Annotated in this window: 19 protein-coding genes; all 19 read left to right on the top strand. The window is 64.5% G+C overall.

Translation table 11 applies throughout. The annotated features are described in order from the left end of the window. Positions 1–26 precede the first annotated feature (26 nt). The 19 genes from JYK05_RS05555 (at position 27) to uraD (ending at position 18633) form a co-directional block, all read left to right on the top strand. Positions 27–857: a hypothetical protein gene (locus tag JYK05_RS05555; RefSeq protein ID WP_206468042.1), complete on the top strand. Its 831-nt coding sequence runs from the start codon at positions 27–29 to the stop codon at positions 855–857. A gap of 160 nt (positions 858–1017) precedes the next feature. Next, complete coding sequence (guaA, locus tag JYK05_RS05560) at positions 1018–2601, top strand: glutamine-hydrolyzing GMP synthase (RefSeq protein ID WP_175940155.1); 1584 nt, start codon at positions 1018–1020, stop codon at positions 2599–2601. Positions 2602–2963: 362 nt separating this feature from the next. Further along, entirely contained in the window at positions 2964–3302 is a 339-nt protein-coding gene (locus JYK05_RS05565) for a helix-turn-helix domain-containing protein (protein ID WP_206468043.1), read from the top strand. Beyond that, a complete protein-coding gene (locus JYK05_RS05570) occupies positions 3295–4542 on the top strand; it encodes a type II toxin-antitoxin system HipA family toxin (protein ID WP_175940157.1) in 1248 nt (415 codons plus the stop codon). The genes JYK05_RS05565 and JYK05_RS05570 overlap by 8 nt, the downstream gene beginning before the upstream one ends. Before the next feature lie 175 nt (positions 4543–4717). Beyond that, a complete protein-coding gene (gene thpR / locus JYK05_RS05575; protein ID WP_175940158.1) occupies positions 4718–5278 on the top strand; it encodes an RNA 2',3'-cyclic phosphodiesterase in 561 nt (186 codons plus the stop codon). Positions 5279–5374: 96 nt separating this feature from the next. Next, the gene (gene ddpX / locus JYK05_RS05580; protein WP_206468044.1) at positions 5375–5938 is read left to right on the top strand and encodes a D-alanyl-D-alanine dipeptidase; all 564 of its coding nucleotides are present in this window, start codon (positions 5375–5377) and stop codon (positions 5936–5938) included. 15 nt (positions 5939–5953) lie between these two features. Then, the gene (locus JYK05_RS05585) at positions 5954–7543 is read left to right on the top strand and encodes an ABC transporter substrate-binding protein (RefSeq protein WP_206468045.1); all 1590 of its coding nucleotides are present in this window, start codon (positions 5954–5956) and stop codon (positions 7541–7543) included. A gap of 4 nt (positions 7544–7547) precedes the next feature. Next, positions 7548–8618 carry an ABC transporter permease gene (locus JYK05_RS05590; protein WP_206468046.1) on the top strand — a complete coding sequence of 357 codons (1071 nt, stop codon included), beginning with the start codon at positions 7548–7550 and terminating at the stop codon, positions 8616–8618. Between the two features lie 46 nt (positions 8619–8664). After that, the gene (gene nikC, locus JYK05_RS05595; protein WP_206468047.1) at positions 8665–9576 is read left to right on the top strand and encodes a nickel transporter permease; all 912 of its coding nucleotides are present in this window, start codon (positions 8665–8667) and stop codon (positions 9574–9576) included. After that, positions 9557–10447, top strand: coding sequence for an ABC transporter ATP-binding protein (locus tag JYK05_RS05600; RefSeq protein ID WP_371826415.1), 891 nt, complete (start codon positions 9557–9559; stop codon positions 10445–10447). The genes nikC and JYK05_RS05600 overlap by 20 nt, the downstream gene beginning before the upstream one ends. Next, a complete protein-coding gene (locus JYK05_RS05605; protein ID WP_206468048.1) occupies positions 10444–11193 on the top strand; it encodes an ABC transporter ATP-binding protein in 750 nt (249 codons plus the stop codon). The genes JYK05_RS05600 and JYK05_RS05605 overlap by 4 nt, the downstream gene beginning before the upstream one ends. A 250-nt stretch (positions 11194–11443) precedes the next feature. Beyond that, positions 11444–11842 (top strand): DnaJ family domain-containing protein, encoded by a 399-nt coding sequence (locus JYK05_RS05610; RefSeq protein ID WP_159836014.1) that lies wholly within the window; start codon positions 11444–11446, stop codon positions 11840–11842. After that, the gene (gene tadA, locus JYK05_RS05615) at positions 11839–12420 is read left to right on the top strand and encodes a tRNA adenosine(34) deaminase TadA (RefSeq protein ID WP_206468049.1); all 582 of its coding nucleotides are present in this window, start codon (positions 11839–11841) and stop codon (positions 12418–12420) included. Before JYK05_RS05610 ends, tadA begins: the two co-directional genes overlap by 4 nt. Next, positions 12414–13337 (top strand): muramoyltetrapeptide carboxypeptidase, encoded by a 924-nt coding sequence (gene ldcA, locus JYK05_RS05620; RefSeq protein WP_241269884.1) that lies wholly within the window; start codon positions 12414–12416, stop codon positions 13335–13337. The genes tadA and ldcA overlap by 7 nt, the downstream gene beginning before the upstream one ends. Before the next feature lie 297 nt (positions 13338–13634). After that, positions 13635–14390 carry a GntR family transcriptional regulator gene (locus JYK05_RS05625; RefSeq protein ID WP_206468051.1) on the top strand — a complete coding sequence of 252 codons (756 nt, stop codon included), beginning with the start codon at positions 13635–13637 and terminating at the stop codon, positions 14388–14390. 328 nt (positions 14391–14718) lie between these two features. Further along, positions 14719–16221, top strand: a complete 1503-nt coding sequence (locus tag JYK05_RS05630) for an NCS1 family nucleobase:cation symporter-1 (protein WP_206468052.1) — start codon at positions 14719–14721, stop codon at positions 16219–16221. Positions 16222–16289: 68 nt separating this feature from the next. Then, positions 16290–17024, top strand: coding sequence for an aspartate/glutamate racemase family protein (locus JYK05_RS05635; RefSeq protein ID WP_206468053.1), 735 nt, complete (start codon positions 16290–16292; stop codon positions 17022–17024). 134 nt (positions 17025–17158) lie between these two features. Beyond that, complete coding sequence (puuE, locus tag JYK05_RS05640; protein ID WP_206468054.1) at positions 17159–18115, top strand: allantoinase PuuE; 957 nt, start codon at positions 17159–17161, stop codon at positions 18113–18115. Then, a complete protein-coding gene (gene uraD, locus JYK05_RS05645; RefSeq protein WP_175940171.1) occupies positions 18112–18633 on the top strand; it encodes a 2-oxo-4-hydroxy-4-carboxy-5-ureidoimidazoline decarboxylase in 522 nt (173 codons plus the stop codon). The genes puuE and uraD overlap by 4 nt, the downstream gene beginning before the upstream one ends. Positions 18634–18642 lie beyond the last annotated feature (9 nt).

Here is an 18642-nt window from a genome sequence, read left to right on the forward strand (position 1 = left end):
TGCGCCGATAACCTCGTGGACCGATCATGAAACCGTTGCTGCGCGTCGTGCTGGTCGTCAATGCCCTCATTTTTCTGGTGTTCGGCGTGCTGTTCCTGCTGACGCCGTGGGCAGGACTCTACGACGCGCTGCAACTCGACGCGATGCGAGTGGAACCGGCGTTCGCCGGGCAACTGCTCGGCATCGCGCTGATCGGTTTCGCGTGGCTGTCGCTGCACGCGGCCATCGACGGTGCGCTGACCGCCGCAGCCGCGAGGGCGTCGGGGCATGTCGAATGGCTGTCGGGCATCGTCGTGCTGGTTTGGCTCCTCGGACTGCGCACGCCTGAGGTCGACGGCTTCGGGCAGGTCGGCGCGGCGCTGATCGGCATCGTGTTGCTGGTGCTGGGGCTCGGCAGCGTGAGGCTCGCGGGCGCGGTGCGGCGGCGGGAACGCGCGGCACTGGCCGGCGCGGCGTCGGCGGAGCGGGCGGAAAAGAAGGCGGCGCAAAAGCGCGACGAAACGCGCCCGCCTGCCACGACCGTCGTGCCGCCGTCGGATACGGCAACGCGTCCCGCCGCGCGCGCGCCCGAAGCGACTGCCATCGATCCCGTCACCGGCCGCGCGGTCGATCCGGCGGGGCGTCCGATCGATGCCGATACCGCGCCACCGGTTGCGCGCACGCGCACGGAAGCCGGCGTCGTCGATCCGGTCACGGGCCGCACGCTCGATGCGCAAACGGGCCGCGAGATCGACCCGGCCACCGGCAGGCGCATCGACCCGGTGATCGGCAGCGACATCGATCCGGCGACCGGTCGGCGCGTGGATCCGCTGACGGGCCGCGTGGCGCCGGACCCGGCGAGCGGGACGCCGCGCTGAGGCGCCCGCAGATGCGCGAAAGCGAGCGCGGCGGCGCGCGCAGCAAGCAAACACAAGGACGGTCGGCCTTCGCGCCGGCCGTCGATTTATTGGCAGCCGGAGCCGGCAGCACCGGACCGGCCGCCCACACCATTCGTTCACTTAGCCTTTGGCCGCAGCCATGCACGACAAAATCCTGATTCTCGATTTCGGCTCCCAAGTCACCCAGCTGATCGCCCGGCGCATCCGCGAGTCGCACGTCTACTCGGAAATCCATCCGTACGACGTCGACGAGACGTTCATCCGCGAGTTCGCGCCGAAAGGCATCATCCTGTCGGGCGGCCCGAATTCGGTCACCGAGGCGAAGTCGCCGCGCGCCCCGCAGATCGTGTTCGATCTCGGCGTGCCGGTGCTCGGCATCTGCTATGGCATGCAGACGATGGCCGACCAGCTCGGCGGCAAGGTCGAACTCGGCAAGGTGCGCGAGTTCGGCTACGCGGAAGTGCAGGCGCTGAACCACACGGGCTTTCTGGAAGGCATCGAAGACTTCAGGACCGCCGAAGGCGAGTCGATGCTCAAGGTCTGGATGAGCCACGGCGACAAGGTGGCCGACATGCCGGCCGGCTTCAAGCTGATGGCCTCGACGCCCGCATGCCCGATCGCCGCGATGGCCGACGACGACCGCCGCTTCTACGGCGTGCAGTGGCACCCGGAAGTCACGCACACGGTGCAGGGCCGCGCGATGCTCGACCGCTTCGTGCTCGAACTGTGCGGCGCGAAGGCGGATTGGGAGATGGGCCATTACATCGACGAAGCCGTCGCGAAGATTCGCGCGCAGGTCGGCGACGAGCACGTCATTCTCGGTTTGTCTGGCGGCGTGGATTCGTCGGTGGCCGCGGCGCTCCTGCATCGCGCGATCGGCAATCAGCTGACGTGCGTGTTCGTCGATCACGGCCTCTTGCGCGAGAACGAAGCCGAGCAGGTGATGTCGACGTTCGCGGATCATCTCGGCGTGAAGGTCATTCATGTCGATGCGAGCGAAGCGTTCCTCGAGAAGCTCGCTGGCGTGACCGATCCGGAGGCGAAGCGCAAGATCATCGGCGCGGAGTTCATCGAAGTGTTCGACGCCGAATCGCACAAGCTCACCGACGCCAAATGGCTCGCGCAGGGCACCATTTATCCCGACGTGATCGAATCGGCGGGCAAGGGCAAGAAGGGCACGCATACGATCAAGAGCCACCACAACGTGGGCGGGCTGCCCGAGACGCTGAAGCTGAAGCTGCTCGAACCGCTGCGCGAATTGTTCAAGGACGAGGTGCGCGAACTCGGCGTGAAGCTGGGCCTGCCGCCCGCGATGGTGTATCGCCATCCGTTCCCCGGTCCCGGCCTCGGCGTGCGGATTCTTGGCGAAGTGAAGCGCGAGTTTGCGGATCTGCTGCGCCGCGCGGACGCGATTTTCATCGAGACGCTGCGCAATACCATCGACAAGGAAACCGGCAAGTCGTGGTACGAGCTGACGAGTCAGGCGTTCGCGGTGTTTCTGCCGGTGAAGAGCGTCGGCGTGATGGGCGATGGCCGGACCTACGATTACGTCGTCGCGCTGCGCGCGGTGCAGACGATGGACTTCATGACCGCGCACTGGGCGCATCTGCCGCATGAATTGCTCGGACATGTGAGCAATCGCATCATCAACGAAGTGCGCGGGATCAATCGGGTGGTGTATGACATCTCGGGCAAGCCGCCTGCGACGATCGAGTGGGAGTGAGGGGAGTAAATGGTCGCAGTATTGGCTGCTGCGACCGGTGACTAATCGGTGCTTGTTTATCGCTTGCGGGTTCTTTTGCAACCAATCAAAAGCTACGAGGATTTTTCGTCGATCCATTCGTGCCGGCGTGTAGCGGGCGCGATTCTACGGTAGTGCTGACGGTATGCGGGGGCCGTGTGCAAGAGACCTGCCGGGGACTATGACCCGGCGGCGCGCTACAGGCTGGTGATGGTCAAATACCTGGCTCGACGAGAACGCGTTTCAAGTATCGCCCGACGTCAAATTTCCCTCTGACTCCAACGGTTGGGGAATGCTGACTTCGTGATACATTAAGAGCTGTAAAGACTTACGAAGTTAGCAACATGCCGACACCTCACGCGCCTCCGGCCACCGTCCGGCGCGCGCTGCGCAAATTGGGCGCCGATATTCACGACGCCCGCCGCCGTCGCCGACTGACCATGGCGGTGGTCGCCGAGCGTGCGTTCACGTCGAGAGCGACTTTGCAGCGGGTCGAGGCGGGCGATGCGGGGGTGAGCATCGGCATCTATGCGGCCGTGCTACAGGCGCTTGGGCTGCTGGACGGACTGACTCAGGTCGCCGACGCCTCGCGGGACACCGTCGGGCAGTCGCTGGCAACCGCCGCGTTGCCTCAGCGCGTCAGGTTGCCTCGCAGCGGCAGAGGAAAGGGCGATCATGACTGATGTCGAGGTGCACATCGATCTAGATGGCTCGCCGCGTCCGGTAGGCCTCCTCAGGCGTCATGCGTCGCGTCGAGAAGAAACGGTCACGTTCGAATACGACGAGACATGGCTGGCCGACGACGGGCGGTTCTCAATTGAGCCGGCGCTGGCGTTGACGCGCGGCGTTTTTCCACCGCCGCCAGATCAGTCCATTTTCGGTTCAATCGGCGATTCAGCGCCCGATACCTGGGGACGGCGACTCATGCAACGCGCGGAGCGTCGACAGGCCGAACGGGAGGGGAGGCGCGTCCGGACGCTTGGTGAACTTGACTACTTGTTGGGCGTGGCGGATGAAACGCGTCTCGGCGCCCTGCGATTCCGTTGGGGCGGAGATAGTGAATTCCAGGCGCCCGTGCCTGCGGGTGTCCCCGCGCTGATCGAATTGGGCCGGCTGCTTCAAATCACCGAGCGTATCCTGCGAGACGAGGAAACGGATGAAGATTTGCAACTGATCTTCGCGCCTGGATCATCGCTCGGTGGCGCGCGTCCCAAGGCGTCGGTCATCGACCAGTACGGCCATTTGTCGATTGCCAAATTTCCAAAGGAACTCGACGAATACAGCATCGAGGCCTGGGAGGAGGTCGCCCTGCGATTGGCTGAGCGCGCCGGCATTTCGACCCCGCATCACCAGCTGCTTCAGGTAGCGGGCAAGCCTGTGCTGTTGTCGCGCCGCTTCGATCGCGCTGGCGGTGTTCGCATTCCCTTTCTCTCGGCAATGTCGATGACAGGATCTCGGGACGGCCAACGCGGCAGCTATCCCGAACTGGTTGATGCACTGACACAACATGGTGCCAGGGCGAGAGCCGACGCTGCCCAGTTGTATCGCCGTGTGACGTTCAACGTACTGGTTTCAAATGTCGATGACCATTTGCGTAACCATGGTTTCCTCTGGACCGGCCGCGACGGCTGGGTGTTGTCACCGGCCTATGACCTCAACCCCACGCCAACCGACGTCAAGGCGCGCATTCTGACGACCAACATCGATCTCGACGAAGGGACATGTTCGCTCGACCTGCTAGAAAGTGCGGCGGAGTTCTTCGGTTTGTCGTTGAAGCAGGCTCGGGCCACGATCCGCGAGGTGGCAGACGTGACCCGTACATGGCGAGCGGTTGCTCAGGAAGTCGGTTGCCGGCGCGCAGAGATCGCTCGCATGGCAAGTGCCTTCGAACATGATGATCTTGATGCGGCATTGCGGTTGTGACGCTATGGCGACCTCCTTTCAATGCGTCTGACAGTATCAACAACGGTAAGGCGCTGACAAGTCGCCTGAGACAGCCAACGTTCGTGGATTTTTTTCCAAACAACATGGGCGCTGATTCGGTGTGTGCCGGCGTCAGCCGTCACGATCGGCACGCGAGTCAAACCTGTGAAGACGCATGAACACCCCTCGCCCTGACCGTCCCACCGACTCGCTCTTCTTCGCGGTCTACCCCGATGCCGCCGCTGCCGAGCGCATCGGGGACCACGCGGCGCGCCTTCGCGCAGAACACGCGCTAAAGGCGCGGCCCATTCCCGCCGACCGCCTGCACATCACCCTGCATTACCTCGGCGTTTTCGCGGGCGTGCCGGCCGACACGCTGGCTGCGACCCACGCGGCGGCTTCATCGGTTCACATGCCGTCATTCGACGTGACGCTCGACCGCGTCGAAACCTTCGCCACGCGCCGTCCCAAGCGGCCGCTCGTCATAGCGGGCGAGCCGGGCGACGCGTTCTCCGCTTTCGTCGATCAACTCGACAAAACGCTGCAATCAGTCGGCATCTTCGTCAAATCGCATCCGCGCTTCATCCCGCACGTGACGTTGCTTTACGACGAGCATCGCGTCGCGCGACAAGCCGTTCAGCCGATCACATGGACCGTGCGCGAGTTCGCCCTCGTGCGCAGTCTGCTCGGACGCTCGGAGCATCAGGTCATCGAACGCTGGCCGCTCGACGCATAAGACGCCGCATAAGACGCCGCACATTCGGAATAAACTGTTTCGCGGATTTTTCGTCCGCGTTATGGTTGAAGGGTTCGACCCAAGGATTCCGATTACATGACTCGATCCCGTCTGCTGCCCGTCACGCCCGAAACGCATCACGTCCAGATCGACCTCGTCTACGCGACCGATCGCAATCTCACCGGCAAGCCCATCTACAAGACGCAGCATTGCCTGCTGCTCGAACCCGCCGAAGCGGCGCTGCGCCAAGCGGTGACGATCGCGCAGAGCTTCGGCGCGACGCTGAAGATCTTCGACGCCTACCGCCCGCCGCAAGCGCAGGAAGTGCTGTGGAACTTCCTGCCCGATCCCACGTTCATCGCCGATCTCGGCCGCGGCTCGAATCACAGTCGCGGCACGGCGGTGGACCTGACGCTCGTCGATAGCGACGGCCTCGAGTTCGACATGGGCACCGGCTTCGACGCGATGGTGCCCGAGTCCGGCCACTTTCACGCGGGTCTGCCGGCTCACGTGCAGCGCAATCGCACGCTCTTGCTCGGCGTGATGCACGGCGCGGGCTTCGCGCATATTCCGAGCGAATGGTGGCATTACGAATTACCCGGATCGCGCGAACTCGCGCTCATCGACAACGAAGAAAGCGGCCCCTTGCGGCTGATGTGAACGGGAAAAACAACCATGAGACTGAGCGCACGAAAGGCCCTTGTCGCGATGACGCTGGCGTTGAGCTTCGCCTCCGCAACGCACGCGGCGACGCCGAAGGACATGTTCGTCATGGCGACGCTGCTCGACGAATTCACCACGCTCGATCCGGGCGAAGTCTACGAGCTCGTGCCGGAAGAATACGTCGCGAACACGTACGACCGGCTGGTGCGCGTCGATCTGAAAGACCCGTCGAAGTTCAACGGCGACGTCGCGCAGTCGTGGACGGTCAGCCCGGACGGGCTCACGTTCACGTTCAAGATCCGCTCCGGCCTCAAGTTCCATTCCGGCAATCCGCTCACGGCCGATGACGTCGCGTGGTCCATTCAGCGCACGGCGTTGCTCGACAAGGGCGCGGCGGCGGTGCTCGCGGGCATCGGCATCACGAAAGCCAACGCGCTCGCGAACGTGAAGAAGATCGACGACAGCACGGTGTCCGTCACGACCGATCAACGCTACGCGCCGACTTTCGTGCTCAACGTGCTGGGCGCGTGGCCGGCGTCGGTCGTGGATCGCAAGCTGCTGGAATCGCATGCCAAAGGTAACGACTACGGCAACGACTGGCTCAAGACCAACGAGGCCGGCTCGGGCGCGTACAAGCTCGTGAAGTGGACGGCGAACGACAGCATCGTGCTGCAACGTTTCGACGGCTATCGCCTGCCGCTCGCGATGAAGCGCATCGTGCTGCGCCATGTGACCGAGGCGGCGAGCCAGCGCCTGATGATCCAGAACGGCGATATCGACGTGGCGCGCGATTTGAGCCCCGACGACCTCGACACGCTCTCGAAGAACGGCGTCATCAAGGCGACGGCCGTGCCGCAGGCGACGCTCATGTATCTCGGCCTGAACAACAAGAATCAGTACCTGGCGAAGCCGGAAGTCTGGGAAGCGATGAAGTGGCTGATCGACTATCAGGGCATCCAGAAGAACGTGATCCGCACGACGTACAAGGTCCATGAAACCTTCTTGCCCGAAGGCTTTCTCGGCGCGCTCAACGAGAATCCGTATCATCAGGACGTCGCGAAAGCGAAGGCGCTGCTCGCCAAAGCCGGGCTCGCGGACGGCTTCACCGTGAAGATGGACGTGCGCAACGACTATCCGTACAGCGAGATCGCGCAGGCGGTGCAGGCGAATCTCGCGCTCGCGAACATCAGAGTGCAGCTCATCCCGAGCGACAACAAGCAGACGCTCGGCCGCTATCGGGCGCGGGCGCATGACATCTATATCGGCGAATGGTCGGCGGACTATATCGATCCGCACAGCAACGCGCAGGGCTTCGCGTGGAATCCCGACAACTCGGATGCGTCCAGCTTCAAGATGCTCGCGTGGCGCAATGCGTGGAATATTCCGGACCTGACGAAGGAAACCAACGCGGCGCTCGCGGAAAGCTCTACGACGAAACGCGCGCAGATGTACGAGAAAATGCAGCGCGAAATGCTCGCCAAGTCGCCTTTCGTCATCATGTTCCAGAAGGTTTCGCAAGTGGCGGCGCGTCCGGGCGTGACCGGTCTGGAAGTCGGGCCGATCAACGATCTCGTGTCGTATCGCAACCTGAAGAAGCAATGACGCGATGACGCCGCATCCGTCCGTGCTCGATCGCCTGCGCGCCGCGAACGCGAATCGCGGCGGCGCGCGGATCGCGCTCGCGCTCTTGCGCTGGATCGCGATGCTCGCCGTCACGTTCACCGGCTTGCTGGCGATCACGTTCTTCATCGGGCGCAAGATCCCGATCGACCCCGTGCTCGCGATTCTCGGCGACCGCGCATCGGCGAGCGCGTATGCCGCGGCGCGCGCGCAACTCGGGCTCGACAAGCCGCTCGTCGATCAATTCCTGATTTACGCCCGCGACGTGCTGCACGGTAATCTCGGCGTGTCGCTGCTGACGGCGAATCCCGTCATCGACGACATCCGGCGCGTCTTTCCCGCGACGCTCGAACTGGCGACGCTCTCGACGTTCATCGGCGTGATGATCGGCGTGCCGCTCGGCGTCATTGCTGCGGTGCGGCACAACCGCATGGTCGATCACGTCGCGCGCGTGATCGGCCTCGCGGGCAGTTCGGTGCCGGTGTTCTGGCTCGCGCTAATGGGGCTGCTGCTGTTCTACGCGCGGCTGCATTGGGTGTCGGGACCGGGCCGCATCGATCCGCTGTACGACGGCATGGTCGATACGCGCACCGGCAGTCTGCTGATCGATGCGCTCATCGCCCGCGAGTGGGACGTGTTCGCCAACGCGTTTTCGCATATCGCGCTGCCGGCGGGCGTGCTGGCGTTCTATTCGATCGCGTATCTCTCGCGCATGACGCGCTCGTTCATGCTCGAACAACTGAGCCAGGAGTACGTGACGACCGCGCGCGCAAAGGGTTTGCCCGAGCGCCGCGTGATCTGGCGTCATGCGTTCGGCAATATCGCGGTGCCGTTGCTCACGGTCATCGCGCTCGCGTATAGCTATTTGCTGGAAGGCTCGGTGCTGACCGAGATCGTCTTCGCATGGCCGGGCATCGGCTCGTATCTGACGGGCGCGCTGCTGAACGCCGACATGAACGCAGTGCTCGGCAGCACGCTCGTGATCGGCGCGACGTTCATCGCGCTCAATCTGCTGACGGATGCACTCTACCGCGTGTTCGATCCGCGCGCTCGCTGACAACGGAGAACCTTGCCGCATGCATTCGCCCGCCAAGCGCACGCCGATGAAACCTCCGCCAGCCACGTGGCGCGCGTGGCTCCTGACCGACACGCCCGCGTCCCCGCGACAGGCCGCGCTCGGGCGCGCGTACCGGCGCTGGCGGCGGTTTTCGAGCAATCCGCTCAGCATGCTGGGCCTCGTCATTCTGATCGTGCTCGTCGTGGCGGCGGCTGTCGGGCCGCTTCTGGTCACGCAGGACCCGCTGCGGCAGGTGCTCGCCGATCGTCTGATGCCGCCGGGCGCGGCGCACTGGTTCGGCACGGATCAACTCGGCCGCGACATCCTGTCGAGACTGGTGCACGGCTCGCGTCTCACGCTTTCCATCGCGATGCTCGTCGTCGTGCTCGTGGTGCCGGTCGGACTCCTGATCGGCACGCTGGCGGGCTATTGCGGCGGCTTCGTCGACACGGCGCTCATGCGCGTGACCGATGTCGCGCTCGCGTTCCCGAAGATCGTGCTGGCGCTCGCGTTCGCGGCGGCGCTGGGGCCGGGCGTGTTGAATGCGGTCATCGCCATTTCCATCACCGCGTGGCCGCCTTATGCGCGGCTCGCGCGGGCCGAATCGCTGCGGCTCGCGCAGGCGGATTTCATCCACGCGGCGCGGCTGGCGGGCGCATCGCACACGCGCATTCTGCTGCGCTATATCGTGCCGCTGTGCTCGTCGTCGGTGATCGTGCGCGCGACGCTCGATATGGCCGGCATCATTCTCGCGGTCGCGGGGCTCGGATTTCTCGGGCTGGGCGCGCAGCCGCCGAGTCCGGAATGGGGCTACATGGTCGCCTCGGGCCGTAACGTGCTGCTCGACGCCTGGTGGGTGGCGACCATTCCCGGCCTCGCGATTCTCGCGGTGAGCCTCGCGTTCAATCTGCTCGGCGACGGTCTGCGCGATGTCTTCGATCCCCGTCATGGAGGCTGACATGGAAGATGCGCTCGCTGAAATCGACGGTCTCGAAGTCGCCTTCGCCGGCCACGACGGCGTCGCGATGCCTGCGGTGCGCGGCGTCTCGCTGACGGTGCGGCGCGGCGAGCGGCTCGGCATCGTCGGGGAATCGGGCTCGGGGAAGTCGCTGACCGGCCGCGCGCTGCTCGGCCTCTTGCCGCCCGAAGCGCGATGGTCCGCGAAGGCTTTGCGCTTCGACGGCCACGATCTGCTCGCGATGAAGCCCAAAGCGCGCCGGCGCCTCTGCGGCACGCAGATGAGCATGATCCTGCAAGACCCGAAGTACTCGCTCAATCCGGTGATGACGGTCGCCCAGCAGATGCGCGAAACCATCGCGCGTCAGGACGGCGGCCTGAGCCGGCGCGCGATGCGTGCGCGCATCGTGGATGCGCTCGCGGCCGTGCATATCCGCGACCCCGAGCGCGTGGCGGACGCGTATCCGCACGAGCTGTCCGGCGGCATGGGCCAGCGCGTGATGATCGCGATGATGGTGAGCGCCGGCCCGCGCCTGCTGATCGCCGACGAACCGACGAGCGCGCTCGACGTGCTCGTGTCGATGCAGGTGCTCGCCGTGCTCGACGAGATGATCGAGCGTCATCGCACGGGGCTCGTGTTCATCAGCCACGACTTGCCGCTCGTCATGTCGTTCTGCGATCGCGTCGCGGTGATGTACGGCGGGCGCGTCGTGGAGACGTGCGCGGCGCGTGAACTCGCCAACGCGCGGCATCCGTACACGCGCGGGCTGCTCGCGGCCAGCCCGCCGCTGACCAATCCGCCCGACGAATTGCCGACGCTGCGCCGCGATCCGTCGTGGCTCGCGGAAACGATCGAGGAAGCCGCGCGATGATCGAGATCGACCACGCGCACATTCGCTTCAAGACGAAAACCGGCCATGTCGATGCCGTGCGCGACGTGTCCTTGCGCGTTGAGGATGGCGAAGTATTCGGTCTCGTCGGCGAGTCGGGCAGCGGCAAGTCGACGCTGCTGCGCGCGCTCGCGGGCCTTGTGCCGCTTGCAGAAGGCGCCATGCGCATCGACGGGCAGGCCATCGCGCATCGGCCGCAGCACGACGTGCAGATGGTGTTTCAGGACCCGTACGGCTCCCTGCATCCGCGCTTCACCGTCGACCGGACATTGCGCGAGCCTCTCGCGATCAACGGCATCGGCAATCAGAACGCGCGCATTCTGGATGCGCTCGCCGAAGTCGGCCTCGGGGCCGCGTTCCGCTTTCGCTATCCGCATCAACTGTCGGGCGGACAGCGGCAACGCGTGTCGATTGCGCGCGCGCTGATCGTCGAGCCGCGCGTGCTTCTGCTCGACGAGCCGACGTCCGCGCTCGATGTCTCCGTGCAGGCCGAAATTTTGAACCTGCTGCGGCGTCTGCATCGCGAGCGCAAGCTCACGATGATCCTCGTGAGCCACAATCTCGCGGTCGTCGGCTTCCTGTGTCAGCGGGTGGCCGTCATGCGCAACGGCGAAGTCGTCGAGCAACTCGGCGTCGAGGCGGTGAGGGCGCACGACGTCAAGCACGAGTACACGCGGCGGCTTCTCCTCGCGACGCAAGGCTACACGCGCGAGCCCGTGCGCTCGTAAGCACAGACGGCCGACGCGCGGCAAGCGATGGCGCGGAAACCCCGCATATCTTCTCTATACGGCCGGCGCGCGCGAACGGCCGTGCGCCGCGCGAAGCAATCAGGGCCGCCGCTGATAGAATACGAGATGAATTGTCGAAGTGAGCCGAACCACGCGCGAGCGCGTTGTTCCGGCGGCTCCGACTTCACGCTAACCCCGCAAATCGTGACAGACCGCTTCGGCGTCATTCGAAAGCCGGTCGTAATCCCCGATGAAATTGCTAGATGCTCTGGTAGAACAGCGGATCAACGAAGCCGTGTCTCGCGGCGAGTTGAACAACTTGCCGGGCGCAGGCGCGCCGCTTCAGTTGGACGACGATCTTCTCGTTCCCGAGGAAGTGCGCGTCGCCAACCGCATTCTCAAGAACGCGGGTTTCGTTCCGCCCGCCGTTGAGCAGCTTCGCGCGCTGCGTGGCCTGCAGGACGAACTCGACAAAGTGACCGATCCTGCCGCCCGCTGCCGCATTCAGGTGAAGATGCTCGCGCTCGACATGGCGCTCGAATCGCTGCGCGGCGGCGGCTGCGTGCCGCACGAATATCGCCGGCGCATCGCGGAGCGGCTCTCGGAGCGCGTCGCGGCGCGTGGCGACACGGAGCCGGAGCAGCCTTGACGCTCACCGAGCCGCCTGCCGGCGCTTCTCCCGACACACCAGAAGATCCCGCTCCCGCCAGCGACCGCGATCGCCGCTTCATGGCGCTCGCGCAACGCGCCGCCGACGAAGCGCGCCGCGCGGGCGAAGTGCCGGTGGGCGCGGTCGTCGTGCTGGGCGACGAAGTCATCGCCACGGGTTTCAATCATCCGATTCGCGGGCACGATCCGTCCGCTCACGCGGAAATGGTCGCGCTGCGGGCCGCGGCGCAGGCGCTGCGGAACTATCGGCTGCCGGGCTGCGAACTCTATGTGACGCTGGAGCCGTGCCTGATGTGCGCGGGCGCCATCATGCACGCGCGCATCGCCCGGGTCGTGTACGGCGCGGCCGACCCGAAGACCGGCGCGTGCGGCAGCGTCGTCGATATGTTCGCGAACGAGCGGCTGAATCATCACACGGCCGTGACGGGCGGCGTGCTCGCCGACGAATGCGGCCACGCGCTCAAGAACTTCTTCGCCGAGCGCCGGCTTCTCGCGCGCGAAGAGCGCGCCGCGCGCCTAACAGCCGATTCCTTCACCAACACGAACCGAACATCGTGAAATCACGCACCATCGACCTTATCGCGCCTTCCGGCTATCCGCACGATCCCGCCGCCGTCGAGCGGGGCATCGGGCGTTTGCGGGCGCAGGGTCATCGGCTCGAAAATCTCGATGCGACGCGCCGGCGCTTCCAGCGATTCGGCGGCACCGACAGCGAACGCGCCGCCGATCTGAACCGTCTCGCCGATCCGTCGCGGCCGTTGCCCGATATCGTGCTGGCCGTGCGCGGCGGATATGGCGCATCGCGCATCCTGCACGGCCTCGACTACGACGGCCTGCGGCGCTTGGCCGACGAACCCGTGGCGCTCGTCGGCCATAGCGATTTCACGGCGATTCAGTGCGCGTTGTATGCGCGTTCGGCGGTGAAGAGCTTCGGCGGCCCGATGTTCGCCGGAAACTTCGGCGCGGAGCACCTGAGCGCGTTCACCATGCACCACTTCTGGCAGGCGATCTCGCAGCCGAAGTTCACCGTGACGAGCCAAACGCCGCAGCGCCAGTCAGTGGATGTGACCGGCATGCTGTGGGGCGGCAACCTTGCGATACTCGCCGCGCTCGTCGGGACGCCGTATCTGCCACCGGTCGATGGCGGCATTCTCTTCATCGAAGACGTGAACGAGCATCCGTTCCGCATCGAGCGGATGATCTATCAGCTGCATCAGGCGGGCGTGCTCGGTCGGCAGCAAGCGGTGATCATGGGAGAGTTCTCGGGCGGACGGCTGTCCGACTACGACAACGGCTTCTCGCTCGACGCGGTGATCGAGCAGATGAGGGCGACGACCGGCGTGCCGTTTGTGACGGGCTTGCAGTTCGGGCACGTCGATAATCTGCTCACGCTGCCTTTTGGTGCGACTGCACACCTTGTCGCGAACGAGCGCGGTTTCACGCTGGCGCTGTCGGACTATCCGCATCTGGCTTGAGTTTGCGGGTGAGGGCACTTGTTTCGAGTGCCTTTTTCTTCGGATGAACGCGCAACTAACGGTCTGTATTATGCGTCACCGTGAGTCGCGATGCACCATTCGCGCACACGGGATTGTCGACAAAATCCGGCAGGCAATGCCGACAAAAAGTGGCGTAATCGCCTGAAAGGCTTGCCCGTATTGGCTTGCAGGCAGACATCATCTCGCGCGATGCGGTCCTTCACCAAGATTTTTAATTTGAATTGTTGACAATCTTTATGTCGATTCTAAGATGGTCAACATGCAAGCGAGCACATCATGTCCGACCGTAAAACGAGTGCTGCATCGAACGCTTCCGCCGATTCCCTGAACGGAGCCGTCGCAGCGAGCCCCGAGTCGATCGCCGAGAACATCCGCGCCGCGATCCTCGAACACCGGCTTGCTCCCGGCGCGAAGCTGACCGAAGCGCAGTTGTGCGAAGTGTTCGACGTGAAACGCGGCCCGGTGCGCCAGGCGCTGTCGCAACTGGCAGGCGAGCGGCTCGTCGATCTCGAACCGAATCGCGGCGCGTTCGTCGCCAGTCCGTCGCTGCAGGAAGTGCACGACGTGTTCGAGATGCGGCGCATCGTCGAGCTGGCTGTCGTCGAGCGCATCTGCAAAGGGCACGGCACGCGGCGGCTGAAGTCGATCGGCGCGACCATCGGGCGCGAAAGGCGAGCGTTCGAGAACCGCGACTTTTCCGCATGGATTCGGCTGTCGGGCGAGTTCCACACCGAACTCGCCGCGCTCACCGGCAACGCCGTGCTGTGCGATTGTCTGTCCGGACTCGTCGCGCGCTCAACGCTGATCTCGGCGCTGTATGAATCGCTCGGCAAAAGTTCGTGCTCGTTCGAAGATCACGAAGCGATTCTCGCCGCGCTCGATGCCGGCGACGCCTCAAAAGCCGCGGATCTGATGGCGCAACATCTGCGCGATGTCGAATTGAAGATGCTGGAGCGGCCCGCCCGTGGCGCGGTCGATCTGAAAGAAGTATTCGCAAGGCCGGGCGAACGCGAGAAGGCGTTCGGCGCGTAAGCAAGCCGTAGCACGAACACACATGACCGGAGACCGCGCCCGCGCTGATGCAGCGGACGCGTGGCAAGACGCATGCGCGAAAAAGCGCGCAACATGCGCCGCACTGAACGAGACGCTCATCGATGAGCGTGCAATGAAAAACGCCTGACGGCGAGCGAAGCGGGCTTAAGCCCGCTCGCTCTCGGCACTACGCCGCAGGCGATGGAGCAAATCCGAAGAGTACCGCGCGAGCGTGGCGGCGAGCCCGTTCGCGAAGGTATCCGACGACGCTTGATCCCAAGCAATTGCCGCTTTTTCATGACGCAAGCCGCCCATCCAAGGAGAGGTCATGGCTCAGTTCAGTGCAACGCCCGGCAGTTCAGCACTGCCGCCCTATGAAACCCCGTACGAATCTTCCGAGCACGATACCGGCTTGCCCGCCGGCTACAGCGATCGTCTGTACAACGAAGATCTCGCGCCGCTCAGGAATCAGACGTGGGGCGCGTACAACATCTTCGCGTTCTGGATGTCGGACGTGCATAGCGTCGGCGGCTATGTGTTCGCGGGCAGTCTCTTCGCGCTCGGGCTGACGAGCTGGCAAGTGCTCGTGTCGCTTCTGATCGGCATCGGGCTCGTGAATCTGCTGTGCAATCTCATCGCAAAGCCGAGTCAGGTCGCAGGCGTGCCGTATCCGGTCGCGTGCCGCGCGACGTTCGGCGTGCTCGGCGCGAATATCCCCGCCGTCATTCGCGGGCTAATCGCCGTGGCGTGGTATGGCATTCAGACGTATCTGGCTTCGAGTGCGCTCGTGATCGTCGTGCTGAAGTTCGTGCCGTCGCTGATGCCTTATGCGGACGTGCATCGCTACGGCTTCGTCGGGCTGTCGGCGCTCGGCTGGGCCGGCTTCATGCTGCTGTGGGTGTTGCAGGCGGTCGTGTTCTGGCGCGGCATGGAGATGATCAAGAAGTTCATCGACTTCGCGGGACCTGCCGTCTATGTCGTGATGTTCGGGCTCGCCGGATACATGGTGTGGCGCGCGGGCATCCACAACATCGGGCTGAATCTTGGCGGCGTGAAGTATCACGGCATGGAAGTCGTGCCGGTGATGATCACCGCGATCTCGCTCGTCGTGTCCTATTTCTCCGGGCCGATGCTGAACTTCGGCGACTTCTCGCGCTATTGCAAGAGCTTTCGCAGCGTGAAGCGCGGCAACTTCTGGGGGCTGCCGGTCAATTTCCTCGCGTTCTCGCTCGTGACGGTCATCACGACGGCGGCCACATTGCCGGTGTTCGGACAACTGATTACCGATCCGGTGGAAACGGTGGGCCGCATCGATCATCCGACGGCCGTCATCCTCGGCGCGCTGACGTTCACCATCGCGACCATCGGCATCAATATCGTGGCGAACTTCGTGTCGCCGGCGTTCGACTTCTCCAACGTCGCGCCGCGTCTCATCAGCTGGCGCATGGGCGGGATGATGGCCGCGACCGCGTCCATCTTCATTACGCCGTGGAACCTCTTCAACAACCCCGCCGTGATCCACTACACGCTGGATATTCTCGGCAGCTTCATCGGACCGTTGTATGGCGTGCTGATTCTCGACTTCTATTTGCTCAAGCGCGGCAAGCTCGCGGTGAACGACCTCTACACGACGTCCGACACCGGCAAGTACTGGTACACGAAGGGCGTGAATCGCCGCGCAGTGATGGCGCTCTTGCCCGCCGCAGTCATCGCGATTCTGTGCGTGATGCTGCCTTCGCTCGAAGGCGCCGCGAACTTCTCGTGGTTCATCGGCGCGGGGCTCGGCGCGTTGTTCTACTGGATGCTGGCGGATCGCAAGCACGCGGCTTGAAGTGAAGGGAACCGAGCCGCCGCGACACGTTGCGGCGGACGGAGAGACGCAATGAGCAGGAGACAGCAATGCGCATCAAACTGATCAACCCGAACACCACGCAGCGCATGACGGAATCGATGGCCCGCTGCGCGCGCGAGGTCGCCGCGCCGGGCACCGAAATCATCGCGGTGAGCCCGACGATGGGCCCGCCTTCCATCGAAGGCTATTACGACGAAGCCATTGCCTCGCTCGGGCTGCTCGCCGAAGTGGAGGCGGGCGAGCGGCAGGGCTTCGACGGCTACGTGATCGCGTGTTTCGGCGACCCGGCGCTGTACGCGGCGCGCGAACTGGCGCGCGGGCCGGTGATCGGCATCGCAGAAGCGGCGATGCACGCGGCGAGCGTCATCGCGCCGGGCTTTTCGGTCGTGACGACGCTGCGGCGCACGTGCGGCATGGCATGGCATCTCGCCGAGCGCTATGGCATGACGCGCTTCTGCAAGAACGTGCGTGCGACGGACGTCGCGGTGCTCGAACTCGACGAACCGGGCTCGGCGGCGCGGCAGACGATCATCGACGAATGCCGGCGCGCGCTCCACGAAGACGGCTCGGACGCCATCGTGCTCGGCTGCGCGGGCATGGCCGAATTCTGCCGCGAAGTGGAGGACGCTATCGGCGCGCCGGTCGTGGAAGGCGTGACGGCGGCCGTCAAATGGGCCGAGGCGCTCATCGCGCTCAGGCTGCATACGGCGAAGCGCGGCGACTTCGCGCGGCCGCTCGCGAAACGCTACGACGGCGTGCTCGCCGATTTCGGCCCGCGCTGAACGTCTGAAACGATCGACACATACCGGTGACGTGACCCGCAATATCTGCGCCGCTGTATGGGCGCGTCCGGGCGTTTTCGCTACACTGAATCGTCGACATTCCGCTTTCCAACGCCCCGTTTCCCGACCCAGCCATGTCTCTAGATCCGAACTATCCACGCGACCTGATCGGCTACGGCCGCCATCCCGTGCAGGCGAACTGGCCGGGGCGTGCGCGCGTCGCCGTGCAATTCGTGCTCAATTACGAAGAAGGCGGCGAAAACTGCGTGCTGCACGGCGATCCCGGCTCCGAGCAGTTCTTGTCGGAGATCGTCGGCGCGGCGTCGTATCCGGCGCGTCACATGAGCATGGAGTCCATCTACGAATACGGCTCGCGCGCAGGCGTCTGGCGCATCTTGCGCGAGTTCGAGAAGCGCGGCCTGCCGCTAACCGTGTTCGGCGTGGGCATGGCGATGGAGCGGCATCCCGAGCTTTCGCGGGCGTTCGTGGAGCTGGGGCATGAGATTGCGTGCCACGGGTATCGCTGGATTCACTATCAGGACATGTCGCCGGAGCGCGAAGCGGAGCACATGCGTCTCGGCATGGAAGCCATCGAACGCGTGACGGGCGTGCGGCCGCTCGGCTGGTACACGGGCCGCGACAGTCCGAACACGCATCGGCTGGTGGCGGAATACGGCGGCTTTCTGTACGACTCGGACTACTACGGCGACGATCTGCCGTTCTGGATGGACGTCGAGCTCGGCAACGGCAAAAGCACGCCGCAACTCATCGTGCCGTACACGCTCGATACCAACGACATGCGTTTCGCCACGCCGCAAGGCTTCAATACGGGCGACCACTTTTTCACGTACCTGCGCGATGCCTTCGACGTGCTCTACGAAGAAGGCGACGAAGCGCCGAAGATGCTGTCCATCGGCATGCACTGCCGGCTGCTCGGCCGGCCGGGGCGTTTTCGCGGGCTGCAGAAGTTTTTGGATCACATCGAAAAGCACGACCGCGTGTGGGTGACGCGGCGCGTCGATATCGCGCGGCACTGGCGCGAACATCACCCTTACGATCAAACGCAGGCAGACAACGGGACGGCGGCATGAAGGCGATGCAAACCACACTCGACCAACTCAACACCATGCCCGCCGACGCGTTCGTGACCGTGCTCGCCGGCATCTTCGAGCATTCGCCGTGGGTCGCGGAGATCGCGGCGGCCAAGCGCCCGTTTTCGAGCATCGACGCATTGCACGCGACCATGTCGCAAGCGGTGGAGACGGCGGGCGAAGAAAAGCAACTCGCGCTCATCAACGCTCACCCGGAACTCGCGGGCAAGGCCGCCGTGCGCGGCGAACTGACGGCCGAATCGACGCGTGAGCAGAGCGGCGCGGGGCTGAACCTCTGCACGCAGGAAGAGTTCGACAAGCTCCAGTCGCTCAACACGGCGTATCGCGAGAAGTTCGGCTTCCCGTTCATTCTCGCGGTGCGCGGCTATGACCGTCACGGCATCATCGCGAACTTCGAGGCGCGCGTGAATCATGACCGCGACCAGGAGCTTCGCACGAGTCTCGACCAGATTTACCGGATCGCGCGCTTCAGGCTCGACGACCTGATCCGCGCCTGATCCCCCTTG

The sequence above is a fragment of the Caballeronia sp. M1242 genome (assembly GCF_017220215.1).
In the GTDB taxonomy this organism is placed as follows: domain Bacteria; phylum Pseudomonadota; class Gammaproteobacteria; order Burkholderiales; family Burkholderiaceae; genus Caballeronia.